At 38.6% G+C, this 23,928-nt stretch carries 23 protein-coding genes; 9 read left to right on the top strand and 14 right to left on the bottom strand.

What is annotated here, in order from left to right; translation table 11 throughout:
* Positions 1-13 precede the first annotated feature (13 nt).
* The 5 genes from M3183_RS06340 (at position 14) to M3183_RS06320 (ending at position 4,091) form a co-directional block, all read left to right on the top strand.
* Positions 14-364 carry a spore coat protein gene (locus M3183_RS06340; protein ID WP_251467709.1) on the top strand — a complete coding sequence of 117 codons (351 nt, stop codon included), beginning with the start codon at positions 14-16 and terminating at the stop codon, positions 362-364.
* A gap of 190 nt (positions 365-554) precedes the next feature.
* Positions 555-1,754 (top strand): iron-containing alcohol dehydrogenase, encoded by a 1,200-nt coding sequence (locus tag M3183_RS06335; protein WP_251467707.1) that lies wholly within the window; start codon positions 555-557, stop codon positions 1,752-1,754.
* A 43-nt stretch (positions 1,755-1,797) separates the two neighbouring features.
* Positions 1,798-3,168, top strand: a complete 1,371-nt coding sequence (locus M3183_RS06330; protein ID WP_251467703.1) for an aldehyde dehydrogenase — start codon at positions 1,798-1,800, stop codon at positions 3,166-3,168.
* A gap of 120 nt (positions 3,169-3,288) precedes the next feature.
* On the top strand, positions 3,289-3,858 hold the full coding sequence (locus M3183_RS06325) for a hypothetical protein (RefSeq protein ID WP_251467701.1): 570 nt from the start codon (positions 3,289-3,291) through the stop codon (positions 3,856-3,858).
* A 26-nt stretch (positions 3,859-3,884) separates the two neighbouring features.
* Positions 3,885-4,091, top strand: a complete 207-nt coding sequence (locus M3183_RS06320; RefSeq protein WP_251467698.1) for a hypothetical protein — start codon at positions 3,885-3,887, stop codon at positions 4,089-4,091.
* Positions 4,092-4,323: 232 nt separating this feature from the next.
* Here the strand turns inward: M3183_RS06320 and M3183_RS06315 are convergent, their stop codons facing one another.
* The 7 genes from M3183_RS06315 to M3183_RS06285 form a co-directional block, all read right to left on the bottom strand.
* Positions 4,324-4,638: a hypothetical protein gene (locus tag M3183_RS06315; RefSeq protein WP_251467696.1), complete on the bottom strand. Its 315-nt coding sequence runs from the start codon at positions 4,636-4,638 to the stop codon at positions 4,324-4,326.
* Positions 4,628-4,837 (bottom strand): helix-turn-helix domain-containing protein, encoded by a 210-nt coding sequence (locus M3183_RS06310; protein ID WP_251467694.1) that lies wholly within the window; start codon positions 4,835-4,837, stop codon positions 4,628-4,630. Before M3183_RS06310 ends, M3183_RS06315 begins: the two co-directional genes overlap by 11 nt.
* Before the next feature lie 11 nt (positions 4,838-4,848).
* The gene (locus M3183_RS06305) at positions 4,849-5,325 is read right to left on the bottom strand and encodes a DUF2975 domain-containing protein (RefSeq protein WP_251467691.1); all 477 of its coding nucleotides are present in this window, start codon (positions 5,323-5,325) and stop codon (positions 4,849-4,851) included.
* A 1,017-nt stretch (positions 5,326-6,342) separates the two neighbouring features.
* Positions 6,343-6,768 carry an OsmC family protein gene (locus M3183_RS06300; RefSeq protein WP_251467689.1) on the bottom strand — a complete coding sequence of 142 codons (426 nt, stop codon included), beginning with the start codon at positions 6,766-6,768 and terminating at the stop codon, positions 6,343-6,345.
* Between the two features lie 65 nt (positions 6,769-6,833).
* Positions 6,834-7,757 (bottom strand): cysteine synthase A, encoded by a 924-nt coding sequence (gene cysK, locus M3183_RS06295; RefSeq protein ID WP_251467687.1) that lies wholly within the window; start codon positions 7,755-7,757, stop codon positions 6,834-6,836.
* A 428-nt stretch (positions 7,758-8,185) separates the two neighbouring features.
* Positions 8,186-8,380, bottom strand: a complete 195-nt coding sequence (locus M3183_RS06290) for a hypothetical protein (RefSeq protein ID WP_251467684.1) — start codon at positions 8,378-8,380, stop codon at positions 8,186-8,188.
* A 21-nt stretch (positions 8,381-8,401) separates the two neighbouring features.
* Complete coding sequence (locus tag M3183_RS06285; RefSeq protein ID WP_251467680.1) at positions 8,402-9,208, bottom strand: RDD family protein; 807 nt, start codon at positions 9,206-9,208, stop codon at positions 8,402-8,404.
* Positions 9,209-9,312: 104 nt separating this feature from the next.
* Here M3183_RS06285 and M3183_RS06280 point away from each other — a divergent pair, with 104 nt between their 5' ends.
* The gene (locus M3183_RS06280; protein ID WP_251467860.1) at positions 9,313-10,287 is read left to right on the top strand and encodes a stage II sporulation protein M; all 975 of its coding nucleotides are present in this window, start codon (positions 9,313-9,315) and stop codon (positions 10,285-10,287) included.
* Here the strand turns inward: M3183_RS06280 and M3183_RS06275 are convergent.
* From M3183_RS06275 to ltaS, 6 genes are all read right to left on the bottom strand, one after another.
* Positions 10,265-11,623: a DUF58 domain-containing protein gene (locus M3183_RS06275; RefSeq protein ID WP_251467678.1), complete on the bottom strand. Its 1,359-nt coding sequence runs from the start codon at positions 11,621-11,623 to the stop codon at positions 10,265-10,267. The two genes, M3183_RS06280 and M3183_RS06275, sit on opposite strands and share 23 nt — an antisense overlap.
* Positions 11,574-12,503 carry an AAA family ATPase gene (locus tag M3183_RS06270; RefSeq protein ID WP_251467676.1) on the bottom strand — a complete coding sequence of 310 codons (930 nt, stop codon included), beginning with the start codon at positions 12,501-12,503 and terminating at the stop codon, positions 11,574-11,576. Before M3183_RS06270 ends, M3183_RS06275 begins: the two co-directional genes overlap by 50 nt.
* Positions 12,500-13,630: a DUF4350 domain-containing protein gene (locus M3183_RS06265; protein WP_251467674.1), complete on the bottom strand. Its 1,131-nt coding sequence runs from the start codon at positions 13,628-13,630 to the stop codon at positions 12,500-12,502. The genes M3183_RS06270 and M3183_RS06265 overlap by 4 nt, the downstream gene beginning before the upstream one ends.
* Entirely contained in the window at positions 13,617-14,270 is a 654-nt protein-coding gene (locus M3183_RS06260; RefSeq protein ID WP_251467672.1) for a DUF4129 domain-containing protein, read from the bottom strand. Before M3183_RS06260 ends, M3183_RS06265 begins: the two co-directional genes overlap by 14 nt.
* 10 nt (positions 14,271-14,280) lie before the next feature.
* Positions 14,281-15,207: a hypothetical protein gene (locus M3183_RS06255; protein ID WP_251467670.1), complete on the bottom strand. Its 927-nt coding sequence runs from the start codon at positions 15,205-15,207 to the stop codon at positions 14,281-14,283.
* 162 nt (positions 15,208-15,369) lie between these two features.
* Positions 15,370-17,310: a lipoteichoic acid synthase gene (gene ltaS / locus M3183_RS06250; protein ID WP_251467667.1), complete on the bottom strand. Its 1,941-nt coding sequence runs from the start codon at positions 17,308-17,310 to the stop codon at positions 15,370-15,372.
* Positions 17,311-17,549: 239 nt separating this feature from the next.
* Here ltaS and M3183_RS06245 point away from each other — a divergent pair, with 239 nt between their 5' ends.
* From M3183_RS06245 to M3183_RS06235, 3 genes are all read left to right on the top strand, one after another.
* Complete coding sequence (locus M3183_RS06245; protein WP_251467665.1) at positions 17,550-19,076, top strand: glycosyltransferase family 2 protein; 1,527 nt, start codon at positions 17,550-17,552, stop codon at positions 19,074-19,076.
* Between the two features lie 61 nt (positions 19,077-19,137).
* Positions 19,138-19,581: a LysM peptidoglycan-binding domain-containing protein gene (locus M3183_RS06240; RefSeq protein WP_251467663.1), complete on the top strand. Its 444-nt coding sequence runs from the start codon at positions 19,138-19,140 to the stop codon at positions 19,579-19,581.
* A 551-nt stretch (positions 19,582-20,132) separates the two neighbouring features.
* Entirely contained in the window at positions 20,133-21,281 is a 1,149-nt protein-coding gene (locus M3183_RS06235) for a glycoside hydrolase family 18 protein (RefSeq protein ID WP_251467661.1), read from the top strand.
* Between the two features lie 154 nt (positions 21,282-21,435).
* On the opposite strand, the gene M3183_RS06230 is transcribed toward M3183_RS06235, so the two are convergent.
* Entirely contained in the window at positions 21,436-23,823 is a 2,388-nt protein-coding gene (locus tag M3183_RS06230; RefSeq protein WP_251467658.1) for a trypsin-like peptidase domain-containing protein, read from the bottom strand.
* Positions 23,824-23,928: the final 105 nt, after the last annotated feature.

Genomic DNA, 23,928 nt, shown 5'->3' with positions numbered 1-23,928 from the left:
GGAGGGTAACCAAATGCAAAATCAGCAAGGACAAAATTCAAATCAAATTGCCAATCCACAAACCGGCCAATTGCCAAAAGTAAAAGGCCCTGAAATGAACGACCGTGATTTTCTAAATGACGGTTTAAGCACATGCAAATATATTACAGACAGCCTAAACGTTGCTGTTCGCGAAGCAAGTCACGACAAGCTTCATGCCGATTTATTGCAAATTTTAAACGAAACCCAGCAAAGCTGCCGCGATCTATTCCTAGCCATGTTCCAAAATGGCTGGTACAAAATGGAGGCAGAAGATCAGCAAAAAATTGATCAGGCCTACCAGCAATTCAACAATTACTCATCCCAATTTCCTTATTTGCAATAATGGATGACACGGAACCAGCCCTATGCGGCTGGTTTATTTTTTTTTGACCCGTTCTGAATATTTTTTATATTGAAATATTAACTTGACATAATCAATTTTATTTAGATATATAGATATTACAATGGATATTTTTCGAAAACATAAAAGTTTTAGGCTGCCCTAATTTTTTCAAAAGAAGCGAGGCTATAATATGTATAAGTTGTATTGCAGATCCTTTCAAAGTATGATGAGAATCGCTTCAGGCGTCCTCCCTTGGCGCGAGCCGGAATTATTGGAAGGTGAAAATAGTCTAAGCAGGCTCCCAATGTTTATTAAAAATAAAAATATTGAGAGCGTTTTAATTATTACAGATAGAGGGATTTCTTCAATAGGTTTAATGGATTCTCTTTTAGATGGGTTAAGTAGTGAAGGCATAAACTTTGTGATTTATGATAAAACGGTTCCGAATCCGACGATTGAAAATATTGAAGAAGCTTATAAACTGTTTAAGTTTAACCAGTGTCAGGCAATGATTGCCTTTGGAGGAGGTTCCCCAATAGACTGTGCCAAGGGAGTCGGTGCTCGTGCGGCAAGACCAAACAAGAGCATCCCTCAAATGAAGGGTGTATTAAAAGTGAGGAAGAAGATTCCCCCGATCGTTGCGATTCCCACAACCGCAGGTACGGGAAGTGAAGCAACACTTGCTGCGGTTGTCACGAACAATCAAACACATGAAAAGTATGCGATCATGGATACATCCCTTATCCCCCGCTATGCTGTCCATGATCCATTGTTGACAACTAATCTGCCAAAGCCAATCACTGCGGCGGTTGGCATGGATACACTGACACATGCAGTTGAAGCTTATATTGGCCGCAGTAATACAAAGAAAACAACTGAATGCAGTAAAGAGGCAGTAAAATTAGTATTTGAAAATTTGTATGAAGCTTATTCAAATGGGCGTAATATTGAAGCTAGGACGAATATGCAAAGGGCGGCTTATTTGGCGGGAATTGCTTTTACTCGTGCTTATGTCGGTAATGTACATGCCATTGCCCATACTCTTGGAGGCTTCTATTCCATTCCACATGGTTTAGCAAATGCTGTCATTCTCCCGTATGTTCTTGAGTATTATGACAAATCCGTATACAAGCCTCTTGCTGAACTGGCAGATTTAATAGGTATAAGTGAACACGGTGATTCTATAGAACAACGTGCAAAGAAATTTATCAATGCAATTAAGCAGCTGAACGAACAGACCGGGATTCCAAAAAAGTTAGATGGCATTATTGATGATGATATACCGTTAATGGTTGATCGTGCATTAAAAGAAGCGAATCCCCTCTATCCTGTTCCTAAAATTCTATCAAAAGACGATATGCAATCTCTCTATCATGTAATAAAGGCCTGAACATTATATAATAGATGAATGAAATGGATGGGAGAGTAATGGTTTGGAAAATTACAGTTCATTAGTTTCTGCCCAACAATTATTTTTTCAATCGGACAGAACAAAAGATATAACCTTCCGTGTGAAGGCACTGCAAACATTAAGAAATGCCATTAAGAATCATGAAAACGAGCTTTTGGAAGCATTACGAGCAGATTTAAATAAATCGGAATTTGAGGCATACTCTACTGAAATTGGCTTTGTTCTTGAAGAATTACGCTTTACAATCAGCCGTCTGCATTCCTGGGTTAAACCGCAAAAAGTTAAGACCCCTATCACCCATCTCGGGTCTGAGAGTTACATTCATTCTGAGCCATACGGCGTAACCTTAATCATTGCACCATGGAATTATCCTTTTCAATTGGCCATAGCTCCATTAATCGGTGCAATCTCTGCCGGGAACTGTGCGGTGATGAAACCATCTGAATTAACGCCAAAGACATCGGAGATTTTAGAAAAGCTGATTACGGAATATTTCCCAAAAGACTATATTTCAGTTGTGCAAGGCGGTATTGAAACAAGTCAGGCACTTTTGATGGAACCTTTTGATTATATCTTTTTTACCGGAAGTGTACCGGTTGGAAAAATCATTATGGAGGCTGCGGCAAAGAATCTAACGCCGGTTACGTTGGAACTGGGCGGGAAAAGTCCATGTATTGTTCATGATGATGCCCATCTGAAATTAGCCGCAAAACGAATTGCCTGGGGCAAATATACGAATGCCGGTCAAACCTGTATTGCACCTGATTACCTTTACATTCATAAAAATGTCAAAGATGAATTCCTGAACCTATTGAAACAAACCATTACGGAGTTATACGGGAGTGAGCCTCTTGATAATCCGAATTTCACCCGAATAGTGAGCGAACGGCATTTTGACCGGCTTTCATCTTTTTTGAGTAATGGTGAAATTTATTTTGGTGGAAAAACTAATAGGGAGAAACGATTAATTGAACCGACAGTTCTTATAGATATTACATGGGATGAACCAATCATGCAGGATGAAATTTTTGGCCCAATTTTTCCAGTATTAGAATATACGGATTTATCAGAGGTCATAATAGGGATTCATCACCACCCAAAACCGCTCTCTCTTTATATTTTTACGGAGAATAATGAGATACAGAAAAAGGTTGTAAACAGCATTTCGTTTGGCGGAGGCTGTGTGAATGATACCGTTTATCATTTTGCCTCCCCTCACCTCCCATTTGGCGGCGTTGGTCCAAGCGGCATTGGGTCTTACCACGGAAAAGGAAGCTATGATGCTTTTTCACACAAGAAAAGTATCCTTAAGCAAACCACACGCTTTGATATACCGTTCCGCTATCCCAATGTGAAGAATGGACTAAAAAAAATTAAAATGTTTATGAAATAAACATATGTCTTCAAAGAGATCTGTCCAACCTGTTCAGGATGGATCTTTTTTTGTTTTATAGTCAGTTACACTTCATGGATATGGGAAATTCAGGTAAAATAAAAATAAGGGGGAGATTATATGAATCGATTTTTCATGCTTTTTAGCTTTGTCATCTTTTCAGCCATTTTAACATCCTGTTCCTCGACTCCATCATTGGAATTAATAAAGTCCAAAGCAGATATTGTCACAGATAAAAACATAGGAGGTGCAATTGGCATAACCGAAGGTGACATGAAAGGACAGGAACTGGTTCCCACCACCCTATACTATGAATTTACGATAAAAAACACAGGTAACCAAAATGTTGGCACGTCTAATAACAAAGGGATAGAAGTTAAAATCGAACCTAGTCAGCATTTAGTCAACACATCTGAAGAAATAGTTGGTTTTAATATTTTTACTCCATCGTCCTATAATGAGACAGGTTTAGGTTATGGATCCTCATTCGACCCAGTCATCCCGCCTAATAAAATAGGTCATTACACTCTCACTTTCGATTTGGGTGTAAGCGAAGATAACCCGCAAGTCCCTATTAAAGTCCCGCCTAAAGAAAAACTAGAAAAACTAAAGAATGCAGCTTTAGATGCTTCCTTAATCATAACGGTAGATGGCAAAGAAATTACTCGATTCAACTTAAGAGAGGAATAATTTTTAAAAGTGAAGGAGGTCCTTTAATGAAAGAAAAGATAAAAACCAGCCTGTTAATCATTATGATTCTTAGCCTTATAGGGGCATTTGTTTTATTTTTCTCAGGTAACTATAAAATTGCACTTGGTTTAACGGGTTTGTTTATGGCATTAGCTTCATTTTTAAGCCAATGGACTTACACTAAAAATGCAGATTATGTCTATAGAAAGATTTATAAACACAATAAATGGTGAAGCACTCTATTTGTTATAGTTGATTCCAAATTCCGTCCCTTTTACAAACAAAAATCATTTGATCGCTATCTTCTGATAAAGGTGACTTTTTCCAAATTCCGTATGCTTGCAAAACTTCAAAACCTTATACCGCCAACATTCCTTTTATGAGATTTTTTATTAGGTAGGATACTTACGGTTATAATTGTAAAATTACCCCTTTATTTATCAGTATTACTCCCTGCTTCTCATATTAAGGCATTGAACTTGTAATGAATTCAATGATTAATGTGAATAGAGCCAATAGGATTGTCATAAAAGTTGTCCCGAGTACAATCCCTTTGCTTACTAACAAGCTTCTTGGTGTGATGGACATATTCCGAGCAATAGAGTAAAAAATAATGCCTATTAATATAGAACCAGCCCAGCCAATTAATCCAACTTCTGTCATTAACTTTTTCCAATCGAAAATCCAAAAATAGAAAATGGACAGATGTAACATGACTATAGGAACGGAAATAATAATTAAAAATTTTTCCACCCCATTAACCGCTTTTTTATTCTTCATGTGTGTATTCCAAAATGTCACCAGGCTGGCAGTCCAATGCTTTGCAAATCCCCTCTAGTGTTGAAAACCTAATCGCTTTTGCCTTGCCATTTTTTAGTATGGAAAGATTCGCCATCGTAATCCCCACCCGTTCCGATAGTTCTGTTACGCTCATTTTTCTTTTTGCTAACATGACGTCAATATGAATTACAATTGCCATATTTTTCACCCTTACACTGTTAAATCATTCTCTGTTTTTATTTCGAGTGCACTTCTTAATAGTTCCTGTAACAATGCGGCAAAAATGCAGATTACTACCGTTGCAAAAATAATCGCAAAACCAGCAATGGCGATTCCTGGATGCAGCGCGTTTTGAAATAGAAGCAGGAGGATTCCAAGCAGATATAAAATAATAATGGAGACAGCATATTTTTTAATGTGTCCTAGAGATACAACAGCCAATTCTGAAAAAGCATTTTCATCTTTGATATAGTTCAAAAGCTTTAATGCTTCAAATAAAGCAAGGAAAAAAGGAATGGCTGTAATATATAATCCTGTTAAGACAGGAAAATGCAAATAAGCATATTCTGGATTCAACTTAGCTGCATTTTTTGCGGCCGCGGGCAGCCAAAACGCACACAGTGAAAGGATTACAATCCCAATTAAATAGACAGCTGCTTTTAAAAAGGTTATTTTTCTACGTTTCATAAAGCACCTCACAATATTTTCCTTTAATTCATATAATACACAATATTTATTGATTATCAATAAATATTTATTAAAATTTATAACTTTATTATTGTTTTACATGTCTCTTTGAAAAAAAGAGAACCCGTGTTCAAACTTAACGGGTTCTCATGTATGTGATTTATTATATATCTATTTGACATTAGGCAGCAGAATTTTTACCAGTTTTATTTTGGCTGCACGCTGGTATCTTAGTTGGTATTCGAAAATTGTTACCTTGAAAAATTTATTCGGCGACAAATGTAGTTTATTAGTGACTCTGGCGGTAAAAATCAATGTTGCTTGGTAGTCGATGACTGCAATTGGATACTGGGACAGTGAAAATCCTCAGGTGTTCGGTAGCCAATCAAGGCGATTGGCGACTGAGACAGTGAAATTGCCAGGTGTTCGGTAGCCAATGAGGGAGATTGGCGACTGAGACTGAGAAAACGTCAGGTGTTCGGTAGTTAATGCAGGCGATTGGCGACTGAGACAGTGAAATTGCCAGGGGTTCGGTAGCCAATAAAGGCGATTGGCGACTGAGACAGTGAAATTGCCAGGGGTTCGGTAGCCAATAAAGGCGATTGGCGACTTAGACTGAGAAAACGTCAGGTGTTCGGTAGCCAATAAAGGCGATTGGCGACTTAGACTGAGAAAACGTCAGGTGTTCGGTAGCCAATAAAGGCGATTGGCGACTGAGACTGTGAAAACGTCAGGTGTTCGGTAGCCAATGCAGGCGATTGGCGACTTAGACTGTGAAATTGCCAGGTGTTCGGTAGCCAATGAGGGAGATTGGCGACTTAGACTGTGAAAACGTCAGGTGTTCGGTAGCCAATGCAGGCGATTGGCGACCTTAGACTGTGAAAACGTCAGGTGTTCGGCAGCTAATGAAAGTTATTGACTGCCCTTCCCATGATAAAACTGTAAAATAGTCCCCAATCAGAGGATGATTAAAAAAAACAGCTTGAAGCGGTCCTTCAAGCTGTAAAAGTAAGTATATTAAATCTGCTGTTTTCCATTTTCCCCATTAATCGAGTAGGTTGCTGTAATTTCGGCATTCAATGAATGAGAAACAGAACAATATTTATCTTTTGATAATTGGATGGCTCTTACTACCTTGTCTTCTGGAAGCTCTCCCTCTAATGCATAATGAATGTTTATGCTGGTAAAACGCCTTGGGTGATCATCCGCGCGTTCACCCTTTACATCCATTTGAAAAGCTGTGGGATTCAATCTCATTTTATGTAAAATTGAAATAAGATCAATTCCGGTGCAGCCGGCAACAGCGTTTAATACCAATTCTGTTGGACGGGCACCAGTGTTTTCACCGCCGACTTCTGGGGCTGCATCCATTTTAATTTCATGGCCTGATGGAGTCACGCCCGTAAATGCCATTTTCCCCGTCCACTTAATTGTGGTTTCCATTTTAAACTTCAACTCCTTTTCAAAACATATTCTGACTCAAATTTTTAAATTCTATTTTTGAAAAATCATCCTGGAAATAGGTCAGATGACAGGTATCTTTCACCAGTATCAGGTGCTAAACATAGAACCCTTGCTGACTTTGATAAATCTTTTGCAATCTGAACAGCAAAATAGGCCGAAGATGAGCCTGATGCTCCGATAAAGATTCCCTCTTCTGCAGCAAGACGGCGAGCCATGACTTGCGCATCTTCATCTTGAATATGGAGGATTTCATCGTAAACTTCTTGATTCAAAATCTTTGGAATAAATCCTGGGCCTGTTCCAGGGATTTTATGTGGTCCTGGCTTTCCGCCTGAAAGAACAGGTGAGCCAGCTGGTTCGACAACATAAATTTTCAAATCAGGAATTCGTTTTTTTAATTCTTCCCCGACACCTGTGACTGTACCGCCTGTCCCTGCTGTAAGAACTAATGCATCTAATTTTCCATCAAATGAATTCAAAATTTCGACAGCTGTTGTATCGCGGTGAGCATCTGCATTTGCTGGGTTTTCAAATTGCATTGGGATAAAGGAGTCAGGAATAGATTTCGCCAACTCTTCTGCTTTATCAATGGAACCTTGCATCCGTAAATTCGCCGGTGTTAAATGAACTTCGGCACCATATGCTTTTAAGATTTTCACACGTTCAAGGGTAGCATTGTCAGGCATCGTGATAATGCAGGGGTATCCTTTTACTGCACATACCATTGCAATCCCAATTCCTGTATTGCCAGAAGTCGGCTCGATAACCGTGCTTTTTCCAGGAATCAATTTCCCTTCAGCTTCTGCACGCTCAATCATTTTAATGGACGCACGGTCTTTTACACTTCCGCCAGGATTAAATGATTCCAGCTTTATGTAAACCTCTGCACCATTAGGGTCAGGAAGTTTATTCAGTTTTACGATTGGAGTATTCCCGATTAGATCGAGAACAGAGTTGTAAAGTTTCACATTGTACACCCTTTCGATAGTAGTTAAAAATTTATGAATATGCTTATTATATCATTAAATACCTATTAGAATAGTTGGCGATGCTCATTTTTTTGTTTATTTGCATGCTTATAGAATTAATAGAGCTTCAAGAAGCTAATTTTACGTGTATTTGTACTGTATACACGTTTCATGTGGACTGGAAGATCCTTTTTTTAACTTGATTGTCCTCATAAATGTTTCATGAGGGCTGCCAGAGTCCATTTTTAAATGGATTTATCTTCATAAACACTTCATGAGAAATATAAAGATCTACTGCCTACAGTTTTTGTCCTCATAAAGCCCCTACAAGCTTTAAGCGGCTAAATCTATTCTGCCTCCATATCAGCTAAACTTATTTTCCCACTAAAAAAACCTATCATCCCCAAAATGGACAATAGGTTTTAAATTTAGATATATACACTAATATACACCCCTAAAGCGATAAGTGAAAGTGAGATGATAATCGCATAAATCATCGTTAGATTTCTCGTATTTCTTTTGGCTGAGGTGCGGTAGTTTTTATCTCCTTTACCCGTTAACAATAGGGTAGCAATACCTGCGATGATTAGGATAAGAATAACCAATCCATACAAGATTTCCATTATGATACCTCCCAAACTTTTTTAAAGCTCAAACTCCCATTCATCTCGAAGATGTAAATAAAGTACGAGTAAAATATTTTCTAACTCATTTTCATTTTTTTCCGCTGTCTCTACACCCATTTTCGGCAGCAATAGGTCGGCGATTTGTCTTGTCATTTCATATCTTTCAGCCTTGGGAAGCTGCGGGAGACGGGCTGTATAGGTACTGAGGAGCTTCCAATCCTTCTCCTTAAATGTTTTTAAAGTCCATTCGTCAATAATCAGATTTTCTTTTGCCAGTCCTCTAGCTTCAATCTCTTTTTCAATTCCAGTTAGTTTTTTCTTCTTTCGTTGGGATTTACGTTCATGAACGACAATTGTTCCGGCAACCATATCACCGAGCCGTTTATGTTTCGAGTGAAAAAAAACCAGGATGATCCCAAGAAAATAACCAGTAGGCAATGCATCGATGAGACGCAGAAAATTACGAATAAAACTTGAAAGCAATGTGATGCTGTGGCCATTCTCTTGAATTACACGAATACCTGCTAATTTTTTACCAAGAGTTCTGCCGCCTGTAAAAAATTCCAAAAAGAAAAAATAGCCGTAATTTATGATGAAAAAGGCAATGATGGCAATCGCAATGGGCATTGTACTATCGCTAAAAAAAGCCGGAAGTGAAGACATTCCCTCCATCGTAACAATTAATAAAATCAAAAGTACCAAATTCACAATGCCCAATAGAATTTGGTCAATAATAAATGCAGCTGCCCTGCTCCCTAACCCGGCTAGGCGAAACTGAAGGGAAACATATTCGGGAGTTTTAATCTCCATTTGTTCATTATTCATAAGGAATCCCCCCAACATAAGATGTTTTTTCAATAGATGTTTCTATTTTTCTACAATATTACTATAATAAGGAATAGAGTGTAAACCAGAGAGAAGGTGTAATGATGGATGTTAAACAATTTGTCAAGCAGCATCGGGAAGACTGGAAACGGCTTGAACAATTAATCACAATGCTCGGTAAAGGCAGAAACCTGATCACGAGCGACAATATCATAAAATATAACCAACTCTATCAAAAAGCAGCACAGAATCTTTCATACAGCCAGACCTATTTTGAGCACCACGAAGTGACTCTATATTTGAATGGACTCGTTTCAAAAGCCCATAATCTGCTGTATAAAGATCAAGTGTCAAGTGTAAAGCAGATTCGTTATTTTTTTAGTACCAAATTTATCGGCTTATTGTTGGAACAATGGAATTCCGTCATGATTGCGATGTTGCTCTTTGCCATAGGAGGAGTTGGAAGTTTTCTAGCCGTTATGAATGATCCGCTCCATATCTACTCTATCCTCCCACAAGAAATTGCACAGGGGGTAGATCCACAAAAGCTTGGCAATCAGGATGGAGCTGTTGATTCCTCACTGATGTCCGCAAGCATCATGACCAATAATATTCAAGTGGCGATGTTGGCATTTGCCGGTGGAATAACCTTTGGACTTTTGACCGTCTATTTACTGGTATACAATGGGATTATAATCGGTGCCTTGGCAGCTTTATTCTGGCATTACGATAAGTCTTATGATTTTTGGGCCTATATTGTTCCTCATGGAATGATTGAATTAACTGCCATTTTTATTGCCGGCGGTGCTGGTTTGTTAATGGGCTACAAACTGTTCGTACCAGGTCCATATACAAGAGGATATCAACTAAAGCAGCAAGCCAAACGTTCTGTTCAGCTGCTGCTTGGAACCATTCCATTATTTGTAATTGCGGGGATGATTGAAGGCTTTATTACCCCCGCAGCCATTTCACTTGAAGCCAAATATATCGTTGCTTTTTTTACGGTCATTGGTTTAATTCTTTATATTGTAATCGGTAAACTTAAGCTTGACAAGACTACAACAAATTTTGATTCATAATTTCAATATATTGTGAAACGGCGGTTACTGCTAATTTTTCCTCCGGGGCCTCAATCATTTGCAGGCCCTGACGAACCCATTTGTTTTTTTCCCTCTTTTTAAACAGCATTTGCTGCTGAGCGGTACTTTTTAACATGGCAGCTTGAACATCCGCTGGAGTCACCTTCGTACGTTTAATTAGTGTCTGGTCTTCCACCCCAATCATGAAAAATAAATGCCTGGCCCGCAGCCTTTTTAAATAAATAAGCGCAGATTCCTCATGTAAAAAGGTTCGAACATCACTAAATAATAAAAGCAGACTTCGTTTCTTTTGAACCATTTCTATATATTGCAAGACAGCTCCATAGTTGGATTCCGCTGCCTCCACTTTTACATTATATATGGATTGAAGTATGGTTTGCATATGGGCCATTCCTTTTGCCGGAGGGACATATACTTTAATATCTTTTGAAAAAGCCAGAACAGCCACATAATCTCCCTTTTGAAGCGCGGCAGCCGCAACTGTCAGTGCAGCCTCTAATGCTTTTTCTAACCGATTTCCTTTTTTTAATTCGGCTCCCATCATACGGCCGCAATCCAGTAAAATCGTAATATATTTACCATGTTCAGGTTCATATTCGTTGGTCATGACTTCCCTTAATTTGGCTGTTTGGCGCCAATTGATTTTACGGGGATCATCGCCGACCACATAGTTTCTTATTTTCGCAAATTCTCCGGCACCGCTTAATTGTTTGCGTATCTTTACCCCTTCATACAACAAAAATTGCTGGGCATTTTCCAAATATTGTTTCGTTTCGGTTAAATCAGGGATCACTTTGACCGTTTCAGGCAATTCAACGGTTGTTTGCTTCTCCCATAATCCAAACACACTGCGGTAACGAAAATAAAGCTTGTTAATCTCATATTTTCCGCGGTCAACGGCTGTCGTTTCATAGCTGATTCTCGCGGAAGAATCTTTTGGAATTACCCCCTTGACAGGAAAAGGCCTTATAAACGACTGGGGCAGGCTGTCAATCAACCGGTACGAAATAGAATACATAGACGGATTCTTTACTTCCATTGAAACAGTATATGGAAGTCCCCGCTCCATTTCCTCCATCATGATCCGTTTAAAGCTAAGCTGTGTTTTTTTTGGTGAGAAAAATAAATCTCCCAAGCTCACTAAAAAAACAATGAGATTTAGCGTGAAGCAATACCACCACGATAGGTTACCTGCCATCAAAATAGCTAAAACGGCAGTTAAAAGAAAATATATCCATAATAATCGGTTCGTCGGCAGAATGCCCCTATCTTGGAACAGGAACCGAGCCCACAAGCTCTTCAATGATTTGGTCAACGGTTGTTCCCTCCAATTCTATGTGCGGGGATAGTTGAATCCGGTGCCGTAATGCCGGTTTGGCAACCATTTTAATGTCATCAGGTGTTACATAATCTCGTCCTGAAAGATAGGCCCAGGCCTGAGCCGCTTTCCCAATCGATATCCCTGCCCTGGTACTTGCCCCAAAGCGGATTGCTTCCGTTTCCCGGGATTTCCGGACGATTTTCATCATATAATCAAGCACATTTTCCCCGACTGTTACTTCACGTACTTCTTTCCGAATTGCACTAAATGTTGGCAAATCAAGAACTTCCTGAAGAGGACGATTACCTGCATGATTTTCAATGACTTGTTTTAACACCAGCTTTTCTTCGTCAAAAGCCGGAAAGTCGATATAAAGTTTGAAAAGAAAACGGTCCTGCTGTGCTTCCGGAAGCGGATAAGTTCCCTCAAATTCAATTGGGTTTTGGGTTGCAACAACAAAAAACACTTCCGGCAGCTGATATGTTTCCCCTTGAATGGTCACCTGGCTCTCTTCCATTGCTTCCAATAAGGCAGCCTGTGTTTTAGCAGGTGTCCGGTTAATTTCATCCGCTAATAAAATATTTGTAAAAATAGGACCCTTTAGTGTTTGGAAGCTTCCTTCTTTCATATTGTAAATCATGCTTCCAGTGATATCGCTGGGCAGCAAATCTGGAGTAAATTGGATCCGGTTAAAATCCCCTCCAAGCAGGCCGGATAGTGTCCGAACCATCTGAGTTTTACCAGTGCCGGGAACTCCCTCAAGCAGGACATGGCCGCCAGCTAAAATAGCTGAAAGAAGCAGCCGCAAATTTAATTTTTGTCCAAGAATTCGTTTTTCATATGATTCCAAAAAGGATGTTAATTCTTGTCTCATCCTTGTTCCACCTCTTTCTGCAGCCGGTCAAGCCGGTCTGACCATTGTACATATTCTTGTTTAGGGATTTTTTCTTTTTCAAGTACAGCCGTTAAACCATGTAGAAATTCCTTAATCTCTGAAGGTTTCTTTCCCAGCCATTTTCGTTCCAACAAACTGGACAAATCCTGCCATTCCCGGCTGTAGGGAATTTGCCAGCGCTCCTGCAGCATGAATTTTACATAATCTGCTTGAATCTGTAATGAATCATGATACAGCCTGCCGCGGATATACCAGGCGGCAAGAGCACGAATCCCTTCATCACTAAAGCGGACGGAATCCTCTCTTGGAGTAAAGATAGGACCAAAGCGTTTCCCTTTAAGCCACAGCCAAAGCATAGCCATAATGGTTCCCTGGAGAATAAGGAGTAAAAACCATTTCGGATACACATTTAAAGTATCTGATGCAGCTTTAGTGCCATGAAGGTACTCATCAAATAGAATAGACTGTGAGCCTCCTTTTTCTAGTAAACTTAAAACGAGCGGCAAATGGTCATAAGACAAAATATTTTGGTTCATCAGCCATTCAGGTGCAACGGCAACTATTAATTTTCCCTTTCCAATCGAATGTTTGAGTGCCACTACACCTGACTGATCGTGTAGTAATACGGAATCCCCCTGCTCGAGCTCGAGCCGGATATAAGACTTGATAACAGCTTTAAAAGCTTTATTATTCTCATCGTATACCTTTGACACCTTCTCATTATTACTGTCGAATTCCCCGGGTAAAATATTTACGTCAAACATTCCTTTCGGATTCTTTTTTAAAAGCAATATCGTATTACCCGATTTAATAAAATCTGTATACTCATTCATTTCCTTTGTCTCGGGAATATTTAATGGTTCGACCATCACAAGTATTTCGTTTTTCTGGCTCTTTGGCAGAAATTCAGGAGAATGGTGCCAGCGTTTTACCTTCAATTCTTTGTTTAAGTATGTATAAAATCCCTTTACCCCTGTTGGAGAAGGAGAATCGGAGACATAGCCCGGATAGAATTTAGGCTTAGGTGAAAAAGAAATATAGCTGACAATGATAAAAACAACCAATAATACCGCAAGCCAAATCCATCCTTGTCTAGCCTTTTTCAATGGACTTCTTTCCCCCTTTCTCCTCACGATTGAGCTCTTTCATGATGTTAGATTGAAATTTCACGAATTCCTCTTTTCCTATTTTCCGTTCGCCATAGGTCACTTCATCAAAAAACAGGGCCAGTTGGTAAAACTGCTCCGCCCGCTTTTGATTCTCTTTCCTTAATTCTTCATAATACTCCCAGTTCGTTTTCCAAATCCTTGCCTCAAGCCAAGATTTTTCATGGAAATTTAATAGTATAGCGAGAAAAAGATGGCGGACAGCACCAGTGTATTCCCCATTGCCCGCCAGTTTTTCAGCTTCCATTAAATGCTTGCTGAAGGACCAATTGAGTTCCTGCATCGATTGCAGCGGTTTTTGTTTGCGGAGTGACCGGTTTCTTCGATGATTTCGAAAAAGCAGAAAGGCGGTAAGAGCTAAAAGAAGCAAAACCACTGCCATGATGAAAATAAGGATTGACCCTGCTGCACTTTCCGAAATATTAACGGATGGAAATAAAGCGGATAACTTTTTAGCTATCCATTCCTTCGCACTATCCCACCAGGAAGCTAGAAGTCCTTGTGATTCATCATAAACCCGATATTCTTTTTGATTCAGTATGTCTTTAAGCTCTTTACGTGCCTTTTCGGCATCAAGCATGTTCATCACCCTATTTATTTAATATGGGAGGATTATTATAGTCGTCAATTAGTTCTTTTAAATCATCCGCATCATGACGAATTTTTAAATCAAGATACATGACTCCATATCCTACTGAGAAAATCATCGTTGTGATCAGCATGACGATATTAGAAATAATAGATAAAAGCACACTGTTTCCTAAGACAAGGCCCAGCGTTGCTTCGACTGCAAAGCTGATAATCGAAATGATTAAGTAAAATATAATATAAAGGCCGATCAGGACCCATGTACGACCTTTTGTTAATCTCCAGCTGCGTCCAAATCCAGGCGACTTCCGATCAAGCACGACGGACCCAAAATAAAAGCTCCAGCGTGTTAAAAGTAATGCAATCAGTACACCAAACCCTAAAAACAGAACGACTGCCAATGAAATACCAAGGGCTGGGTGAATAAAAGAACCAAATACTCCAGTTAAGGATACGATTAAGATGGGAACAAGAATCAAACCAATTAACATTAGACCAAATAAAATGCTGCTGCCAAGCATCGGCCAAAAACGAGAAAATGCCTTTTTTATTACTGATTTTACGGTGAAGTCCTCATTTTTTCGAATATGATTCACGCTAAACAGGATCGCCGCTTCTGCTACTGGTCCCAGAATGAGGGTCACCAATCCAACTAGAACCAAGCTGATATCTGAACCCATATTGCTCGATTCAATGGTTCCTGTTTCTGCAAAACTCGTTAGGATTTGCTCATACCATGTACTTCCGCTTCCTACTTCTCTAAAAAAATTGGTTCCAGATATTAATTGTATGATAGCTTCCACTAAGTATACGGGCCCTAATAAAATAAGAAAAATCAAGAAGAAATCTTTAAACCGATTTTTACTTAAACTAAATGTAAGATCGAGTATCTCTCCGAATCCTTTTGGTTTTACAAACTTAGAATCCAATGTTAAAAATCCCCCTATTAAAAATAGTCACAAGTACAATTTTACCATTTTTTAAAACACTTGAGAGTTATATTTTGTAAATTACCATAAAATTTGGCTGCGGCTTAAAATAATAAAAAAAGCCGCCTGAAAAATTTTTTCTCAGGCAGCCCTTGTTGATTACTAACGGCTTGGTTCTTCTTCGTTCTTTTTATAATTGTATTGTGAACGGTCAACCGGTGTAAAATTCTTCGGTGTATAAAAGCGTAATAAATCTCCATTTACGACTTTATCAGAGAGAGCAAGTCTCTTTTGTGTGATATTCTGGAGTTTCTTAGCTTCTTTCAACTTGTCTGAATCAATCAACATTCCGGTTGTAGAATTATAGTACTTACCGCCGACTGCTGTAATAGTTGGACTGACAAAGTCACCATTACGGAACGGAATCAAGTCATCATGTTGATCAGATAATAAATCTGTGCCAAATTGGACGTAGTCCTTTGAATCAACACCAAGCAAATGCAGCAGTGTTGGCAATAAATCTATTTGTCCGCCGTATTCGTGGTTTACTCCGCCGTCAATCCCCGGCACACGAATAAATAATGGGACACGCTGCAGTCCAGTACTTTCAAATGGTGTAATTTCCTTTCCAAGTACCTGTGACATTGCAGTATTATGGTTTTCTGAAATGCCATAATGGTCGCCGTACATAATAATAATGGAGTGATCATATAAACCGGATTTCTTTAGATAATCAAAGAACTGTTTTAGAGCCTCGTCCGCATAACGGGCAGTTTGGAAATAATCATCCACCGATTTATCACCCGTTGAATCCGGTGCGATTGTCGCAAGTTTTTGATCCATTGCATACGGATAATGATTGGAAACCGTAATAAACTTTGTATAAAATGGCTGCGGCAATGTTTCCAATAGGGAGGCAGATTGAGCATAGAATGGTTTATCCATTAACCCGTATTCAGCCATATTTTCCGGACTTAGATCATAGTAGCTTTCATCAAAAAACTTATTATAACCAAATGATTTATAAATTTCATCACGATTCCAAAAGGTTCTTTTATTCCCGTGGAACACGGCTGATGTGTATCCATGCTGTCCTAAGATAGCTGGAGCAGCTTGGTAAGTGTTCAACCCTTTGGTGGTAAAAGCCGATCCCTGCGGCAGGCCATATAACGAATTTTCCAACATAAATTCAGCATCCGATGTTTTTCCTTGTGCTGTTTGATGGAAGAAATTATCGAAATAAAGGGTATGTTTTTCCTTTGTTAACGAGTTTAAGAAAGGTGTTACCTCTTCCCCATTCAGCTTGTAATTAATAAGAAAGTTCTGCATTGATTCAAGATGAAGATAAATAACATTCATCCCTTTTCCTGCACCAAAGTAAGTTGGATTGGGCTCTGCATAATTTGATTTTGTATAGTTGATTACTTCAGTAATGTCATCGCTGTTAGCCATAACTCTTTGAGCTGATGCTTTCGTGCTGTTTACGGCATCATAAATCGTGTAATTATACATTCCTAAATATTTAACAATATAATTTCGGTCAAAACCTCTTGTCAATAATTGAGGCCGGTCTATTTCTGCTAAGCCAATATTAATGCAGGAAATGCCAAGTGACAGCATCACCAGTGCTTTTACCTTCCGGCGATTCATGTCAACAGTGTCGATTTTAATCACACGAAATGCAAGTAATGCCACTAATAGAACGATGTCAATGAAGAATAAAAAATCATATGGTTTCAAAAGTGAACTAATACTGCCGCTGACATCACCAAAATTTTGCGTCTGCATTAAAGTCGGCACGGTAATAAAATCATTAAAAAATCGGTAATAAACGGCATTCGCAAATAAAAGAAAAGATAAAAGAAAATAAATGATCATCAGCCAAATATATTTTTTCCGTCCTTTAAATAGAAAAGGAATACTTAAAAATAGTAATGATGATCCTAATGGATTCAAAAATAGCAAAAACTTTTGCAGGGGATTCTCAACCCCTAAGTTAAATTGTGTTAATTGAGTAATATATGTCTTGATCCAAAGAAGGACGACAGCTAAAAAGTAAAAACCGAGATACTTATTTGCCCCTTTTTGTATTCTACCGAACATCTTACACCATCCTTCTAGCATTATAGGTATCTATTATTGAAATTATCATCTATTCTACAAAATAAATTTGAAAAATGTATGAACAAATGAATTGTGTCATGCAAAAAATGGTACATACAAGGTTGAAATTATACGCTCTTTTTCATAGTTGTCAAGTGATGATCTTAGGCAAATGAATAATACTCGATTTTTTTGACTAAAAATATATTGAATACGTGTTTAGAAAGTTGACGTGAGATATGTTAAATCTAGCTAAAATATTTTCAAATCGAAGTGCTGCCGATTACCATATTGTTAATCATAAAACAGCTGAAAATCAGCTGCCGAAATTGGTTTCTGTCATTACACCAGTTTATAATGCCGAAAAGTACTTGAGAAAAACAATTAATTCCGTACTTGGACAGACGTTAGGAATGAGTCAAATAGAATATATTTTAGTTGATGATGGTTCCACTGATTCCTCTAGAGAGATTTTGTTGGACTATACATCTAAATTTGAAAATATCATGGCAGTATTTTTAAAAAAGAATACAGGTACACCCGGGCGCCCGCGAAATATCGGAATCCAGCTTTCAAATGCCAAATACATATCTTTTTTGGATGCAGATGATTGGTTCGAACCGACAGGACTTGAAACCTTGACCAATATTTTAGAGGAAACCGGAGACAGTTATGTTGTAGGCAAAACCATACAGGTTAATGCGGGCGGAAATCGGATTATTGGAGAACATGAATCATGTAAAGAAAGAAGAAGTGTCCGGCCGCACTCCATTCCCCATATCTTTCATCATTTGGGACCTAGGGCAAGGATGGTTAGGGCTGAAGTAATAAAAGATCATCAAATTGTATTTCCTGAAATGAAATTTGCGGAGGACAAACAATTTTTCATGGAAGTTCTGCTTCACAGCCCTTCCATTTCAACGACGTCAAAACCAATCTATTATTTAAATAGGATGAATAATGAAAAAACCCGACTGACCAATCAGACCAATATATTACAAAAAACAAATTGTAATGTGAAAGTCATTAACCATGTCATGAAGAGAAATGTGGATAAAAACATCCAAAAAATGATGTTAAATCGTTTATATGAATTGGATTCCATAACTAGACTTTTTACAACCCCGCATTTTCAGAAAACAAAACTGAAACGGGTGTATTATCATAAGCTCAATCAGGTATTAAAAACGACGAAAAAATTGGACTATGAGTTTTCGGAGGAGTTTCTTCAGCCGATGAATAAAGTGGTCTATCAGCTTTTCCGTGAAAAAAAATACCGAGATTTAGAACAATTATATGCTTGGAATCAGCAGGAGAAAATTAAGGAAGTGTTTATTAAAGATGGTCTTCCCTATACCGCTTTTAATAATGAAATTCAGATTAGAGTTCCGATGCATGCGACATATACAGAAGATTATTTTTCGCAAAATAAGTATTGTCTTCAGTTTCAAGTTTTTGGAGATTATTTGGAATCAATCACAGATGTGCTGATTCGGGATACTAAAAACGGCCTTAATGATGTGTCTTTTCCTGTAACGGTTGATAAAAGCGGCAATGGGAATGTGGAAATTGATTTGGTGTTATTAAACCATCTTCCACCGTCCACCTATTCCATTTTTCTAAGATACCATGACTATATGAAAACCAATATTAGAACTTCCAAAGAGGAGAAAGTGCGCCATCTTTTTCAAAATCGGCAATTTACATTTTACCGGACCGTCTATTCCAATATTGGATTAAAGATTGAATCGCTAACAACTGAATAACACATTTACGCCTCCCTCTTCATATTTTAATGTAACGTGAAAATTTCGAGGGAGGTTTCTAATGGTCATTCATATTGTTCAACATGGTGAAACATTATGGCAGATTGCCTATCAGTATCGAATCAGTATAGGCAGAATCATGGATATAAACGGCTTAACAAACCCTGATCATGTTGTTGATGGCCAAATATTGATTATCCCAGCCCCAGATGTCGTTCATACTGTTAAAACTGCTGAGAATCTTAAAATGATTGCCAATAGATATGGAACGACCGTCGAGGCAATTCTCCGGGTCAATCAATTAAAGGCCGATACCCCCTTGTATCCTGGAACGGCATTAAAAATCCCTGCTATTTTGCATACCATTGCACAAGGTGAAACGCTTTGGATGATTGCGCGTTATTATGGGACGACCATTAACGAAATTATCAAGGCGAATAATATCCAAGAACCTAATCAACTTTATCCTGGTGCGGTACTGGTGATTCCTAGAGTTCAACCTTAAATAGTTTAAATCATCAATTTTGAAGAAAATTTGTATTCAATCGGCATTTAGGACCCTTTCCGGTGTACTTGGATGGAGCGAATGACTTTCCAAGTGCACCCGGATCCAATTACAGTGCGGATAGATGAGGTAATCCACACCCAATCTGCACTGTGGGTCATCTCCAGTGCACTTAGATGGAGCGGATGACTTTCTATCTGCACTCGCCCCCTTCTCCAGTGCACCTGGAAGCGGTGCGATCCTTCCTAAAAAGTAATTAAAGGCAGTTCTATAAGAGTTCTATAAGTATCCGGACTAGTATTGTCTTTAAGAAGCTTGATTAAAGACAGCTTTGGTGGTTCGCGGGCAAATTTATCCTTAATAAGCCTGATTAAAGACAGTTTTATCGTTTTTCAGACTAGTTTTGTCTATAAGGAGAACTATAAAAGACAATTTTTGTAGTTTCGAAAACATTTTTGTCCTTAAAAGCAAATCCGGCTTAAATTACCAGACAAACCTCCTCTTCTTTCTGATACAATTTTAAAAGACAGGGAGATTTGGAGGTTTATAAGATGAAAAAGCAACGTCTTTTCCTGCTGGTTGTGATCCTGCTGACGTTTTTCGCTGGATTTTCTTCGGGTGCTATTTATTTAAAAAACAGTCATCCCGATTCAGTAAATATAAAATCGGCACCAGTTTCAGCAGCAAAACCTATAGAAAAAGCAATGCCCGAGGTTCCAAAAACAAAGTCAAAAGTATTTATCGGCTATGTACAGGATTTTAGGGATCCAAACTTAATTGACTATTCAAAACTAACACATGTTGTTTTCTCATTCGTCCATCCAACAAAGGACGGCAATATCTTATTAAGCGGTGATTATGCCGTGAAAAATTTGCGAACGATTGTCCAAAAAGCGAAACAACATGATACAAAGGTTATTTTAGCAATTGGGGGATGGTACCATATCAAAGGCGGGGAAACCTATCCATATTTCAAAGCAGCCATATCTAATCCATCTTCAAGAACAAAGCTTGCCAACAAGCTTGCCAGTTTTGCAGACAAAGAACATCTTGACGGGATTGATATTGATTTTGAACATCCGCGGAATGCCCAAGATTCCAAGAACCTTTCAGCTTTTACGAAACAGCTAAGCCAGCTGCTTCATGAAAAAAACAAGGAGCTGTCCATGGCCGTTTATTCAAAAATTAATGCGGAGACTTTGAAAGAATCGAAATTCGTTCACTATGATCCAGGCATGTTCCAATTTGTTGACCATGTGAATATTATGGCATATGACGGCCAGTGGGATGGAAAATATAATGCAGCCAATCTATCACCATACAAGTTTACTGAGAGAATCGTAAACTACTGGTCTGCCCTTTTTGATCAGCATCATATTGCCAAAGAAAAGCTTGTGCTTGGCGTTCCATTTTATGCACAGCCTCAAAATCCGAAAATCAAACAGGTTTCGTATGGAACGATTATCAAAAAAAATCCGAAAAATGCTGATTCAGATTCAGTTAAAATCAATGGGACGACCTATTATTATAATGGCAGCACAACAATGGAAAAGAAAACAGATCTAGCATTAAGCCATGGTTTTGGCGGGATGATGGCGTGGGAAGCAGGACTGGATGCACACGGAAAAAACAGCCTGACAGCCGTTATTTATTCAGAATTACAAAAATCTGCTCCAACCTACTATTCTTTAAAACCATAAACGAGGGAATCCGTATTTATTACGGACTCCCTTTTTTATTTAACCGCGAATTTTATACCCTTATCCGCGGATTGAAGTAAATTTTCCGCGGATTTTTCGCTGATATCCGCGAATTCAGGTAAGTTATCCGCAAATCCAAAAACAGCACGGCTGCTTAATTTCGAACCACTTCAAATTTAGTAATCTGCCATGGAAGTGAGCCTTGTGTTTTGTTTAATGTAAATTGGTAAGTGACCTCCTCTTCATAATCCTTTTCTGAATCCGTGTACTGGAAAAATTTTGTGACTACAACAACTGCTTCATTTTCCGCTGTCTGGTCAATGTTAATTTCTTTTACTTCTGCCTTTGTGAACGTATAGGAGCCTAAAAGCCTTTTATAATTATTATAAAGTGCTTTATAGAGGTTAGAGTTTTGTTCCAACTGGTAAGTGCTCATATACCCTTCCAAATCACCGGCAAGCTCGGCATATGTCTGAAAATAAATGGTGCGTTTGATTTCTTCAAAATCGTCGCCTGCTCCCTGTCCTTTCCCTAAAACCACATCATGAATAATCAACATCTTTTCATCTGGATACCCAGCCTTCTTCAGCTTGATAAAATCATCTACCATGATATTCGATAATTTTATGCCATTATAGTCTAAATCTTTATTTTCTCTATATAGTTTAAAGGCTTCCCCAAAATGATTAGTTAGTAATTTAATGTGTGCTAGATTAACTTCTATCAGCTGATTTTTCGGATCATATTTCTTTGCCAGCTGGAGCGATTCAAAGGCCTTATCCTGCAAATGATTTAGCAGCTGGCACCATGAAAGATCACCATATGCATTGCCTAATACCGTTAAATTGGTTAATAGATTTTGGTTTTTTAATTCTTTCAAAATGGTCACGCCGTCTTCCATATCCTGGAGAGCATGATAGGGGTGGCCAAGTTCTATTTTTATAATGGCAATGGACTCTGATATCTTGGCCTCGGCAAGGCGGGCTTCCGCTAAAAGGTTTACATCATTTTTTTCGGTATTGGCGAGAATATTCGCCATATCCCTTGCCTGAATATAAAGGTTAAGTGCCTGTTCCCACTTTTGCTCCTTGAATAAACGATCACCATCATCCCAGTATTGATTGACAATACCCATCTTTTTTTCTTGAAGTGTATCTGCATCCACCGAAAGTTCTACACCTTTGGATACCGTAATATCAACTGTTGAATTTTTAGCAGCTTTTGAATTAGAATCGACAGATTGTTTAATGACACGTCCTTTTTTCGAAAGTAAATCACTTTGTTGGAATACCTTGCCAAGCTTTAAACCAGCCTTCTCTAATTCGGCCTTAGCTTCTTGTTCTGTTAGATCATAAAGCAATGGAACTGTAACCTGTAGCATTTGATTCTGTTTTTTTTCTACTGATACCGATTTTTGGTTACTATCATGTTCAATACTGCCGAGTATCAAAAGAAAACCAATAAAGAGAACAAACCAAATGACCAATCCTCCCAAAATGGCTAAAAGTATAATCCAAGTGTCTTTCTTTTTCTTTAATGGAGGCGCTTGCCTATTTTGAATATTTTGAGTTTCTTCTGAATTGACTGTGGGAAATGATGACTGCTCATCCTTTTCTTCCAAAATCAATCCGTTTTCCTTTTTAGGTACTGGTACTGGCCTCCCTCTTCTCTTTAAGGTTATAACCAGGGCTAAAATGGCTATGAATACAGCAAGCAGGCCTAACCCAATCATGGTAATATAAAAAATAACCGGTGTCCCGTCATCCGTTTCTTTTTTGAGCTGTCTGTGTTCTGTTTTATACTCGATCCCTAAACGGTCAAGTTCCACCAAAAGTTCATCTGCCTGGATTGACCAGCCGATATTGTCTCCTAAGCGTATGCGTTCTGTCTTGCCTTTCCCTTCCTCGTCAAGGATAACACCCGAGACAAGTGAAGCGGCACTGTTGATTCCAATAACAGCACCGTTTTCTGTAAACAGCGGGCCTCCTGAATTTCCTGGATTAATGGGCGCATCTGTTTGATATAACTGAACACCATCTTTCGATTTGACTTTGGCACTGATAATTCCCTGAGAAACTTTTACTGTGGCGATGGTGGACGGGTCAATCAGACGCTGATCAATAGCAGCACCAGGAAACCCCATCACATATACGCGGTCAGTTACTTTTACATCCTTAGACCGCATAAACGTCACGGAAGGACGGTCTAATGGTTTTTTTGTTTTTAATACGGCTAAGTCTTTGACAGACGAGGACCAGATCACCTCTGCGGGTATAATTTTTCCAACGTCTAATACGATATTAACGGGGCCGCCTTGTCCATCACATGAGATGACATGGTAATTGGTTACCACATGGTCTGAATTTCCAATGACAAAGCCGGTTCCCATGCTAAATTCTCCGTCTAAATCTCCGCATGTGATAAGAACGGTGCTGGCCTGCATCTCTTCCGTTGATTTCGCATAAGAAGCACTTGGAAGAAAAACGATAAAAAGCATAAGCAAAATACATATAAAAGAAGGAATAGTTCGGAGTTTCTTCACGGATTACCCTCACCTTCCTTTGATTGTTTTACAAAGCTGTCTTAAAAGTTTGGGTCTCCTAATGATGGGTGGAAGTAGAGCATTTTATTTTTAAAATACGTTAGG

This window comes from Neobacillus mesonae (genome assembly GCF_023715155.1).
Lineage (GTDB): Bacteria > Bacillota > Bacilli > Bacillales > Cytobacillaceae > Neobacillus > Neobacillus mesonae_A.
The sequence above is the reverse complement of the archived record's forward strand: the minus strand, read 5'-3'. Positions and strand labels throughout refer to the sequence as shown.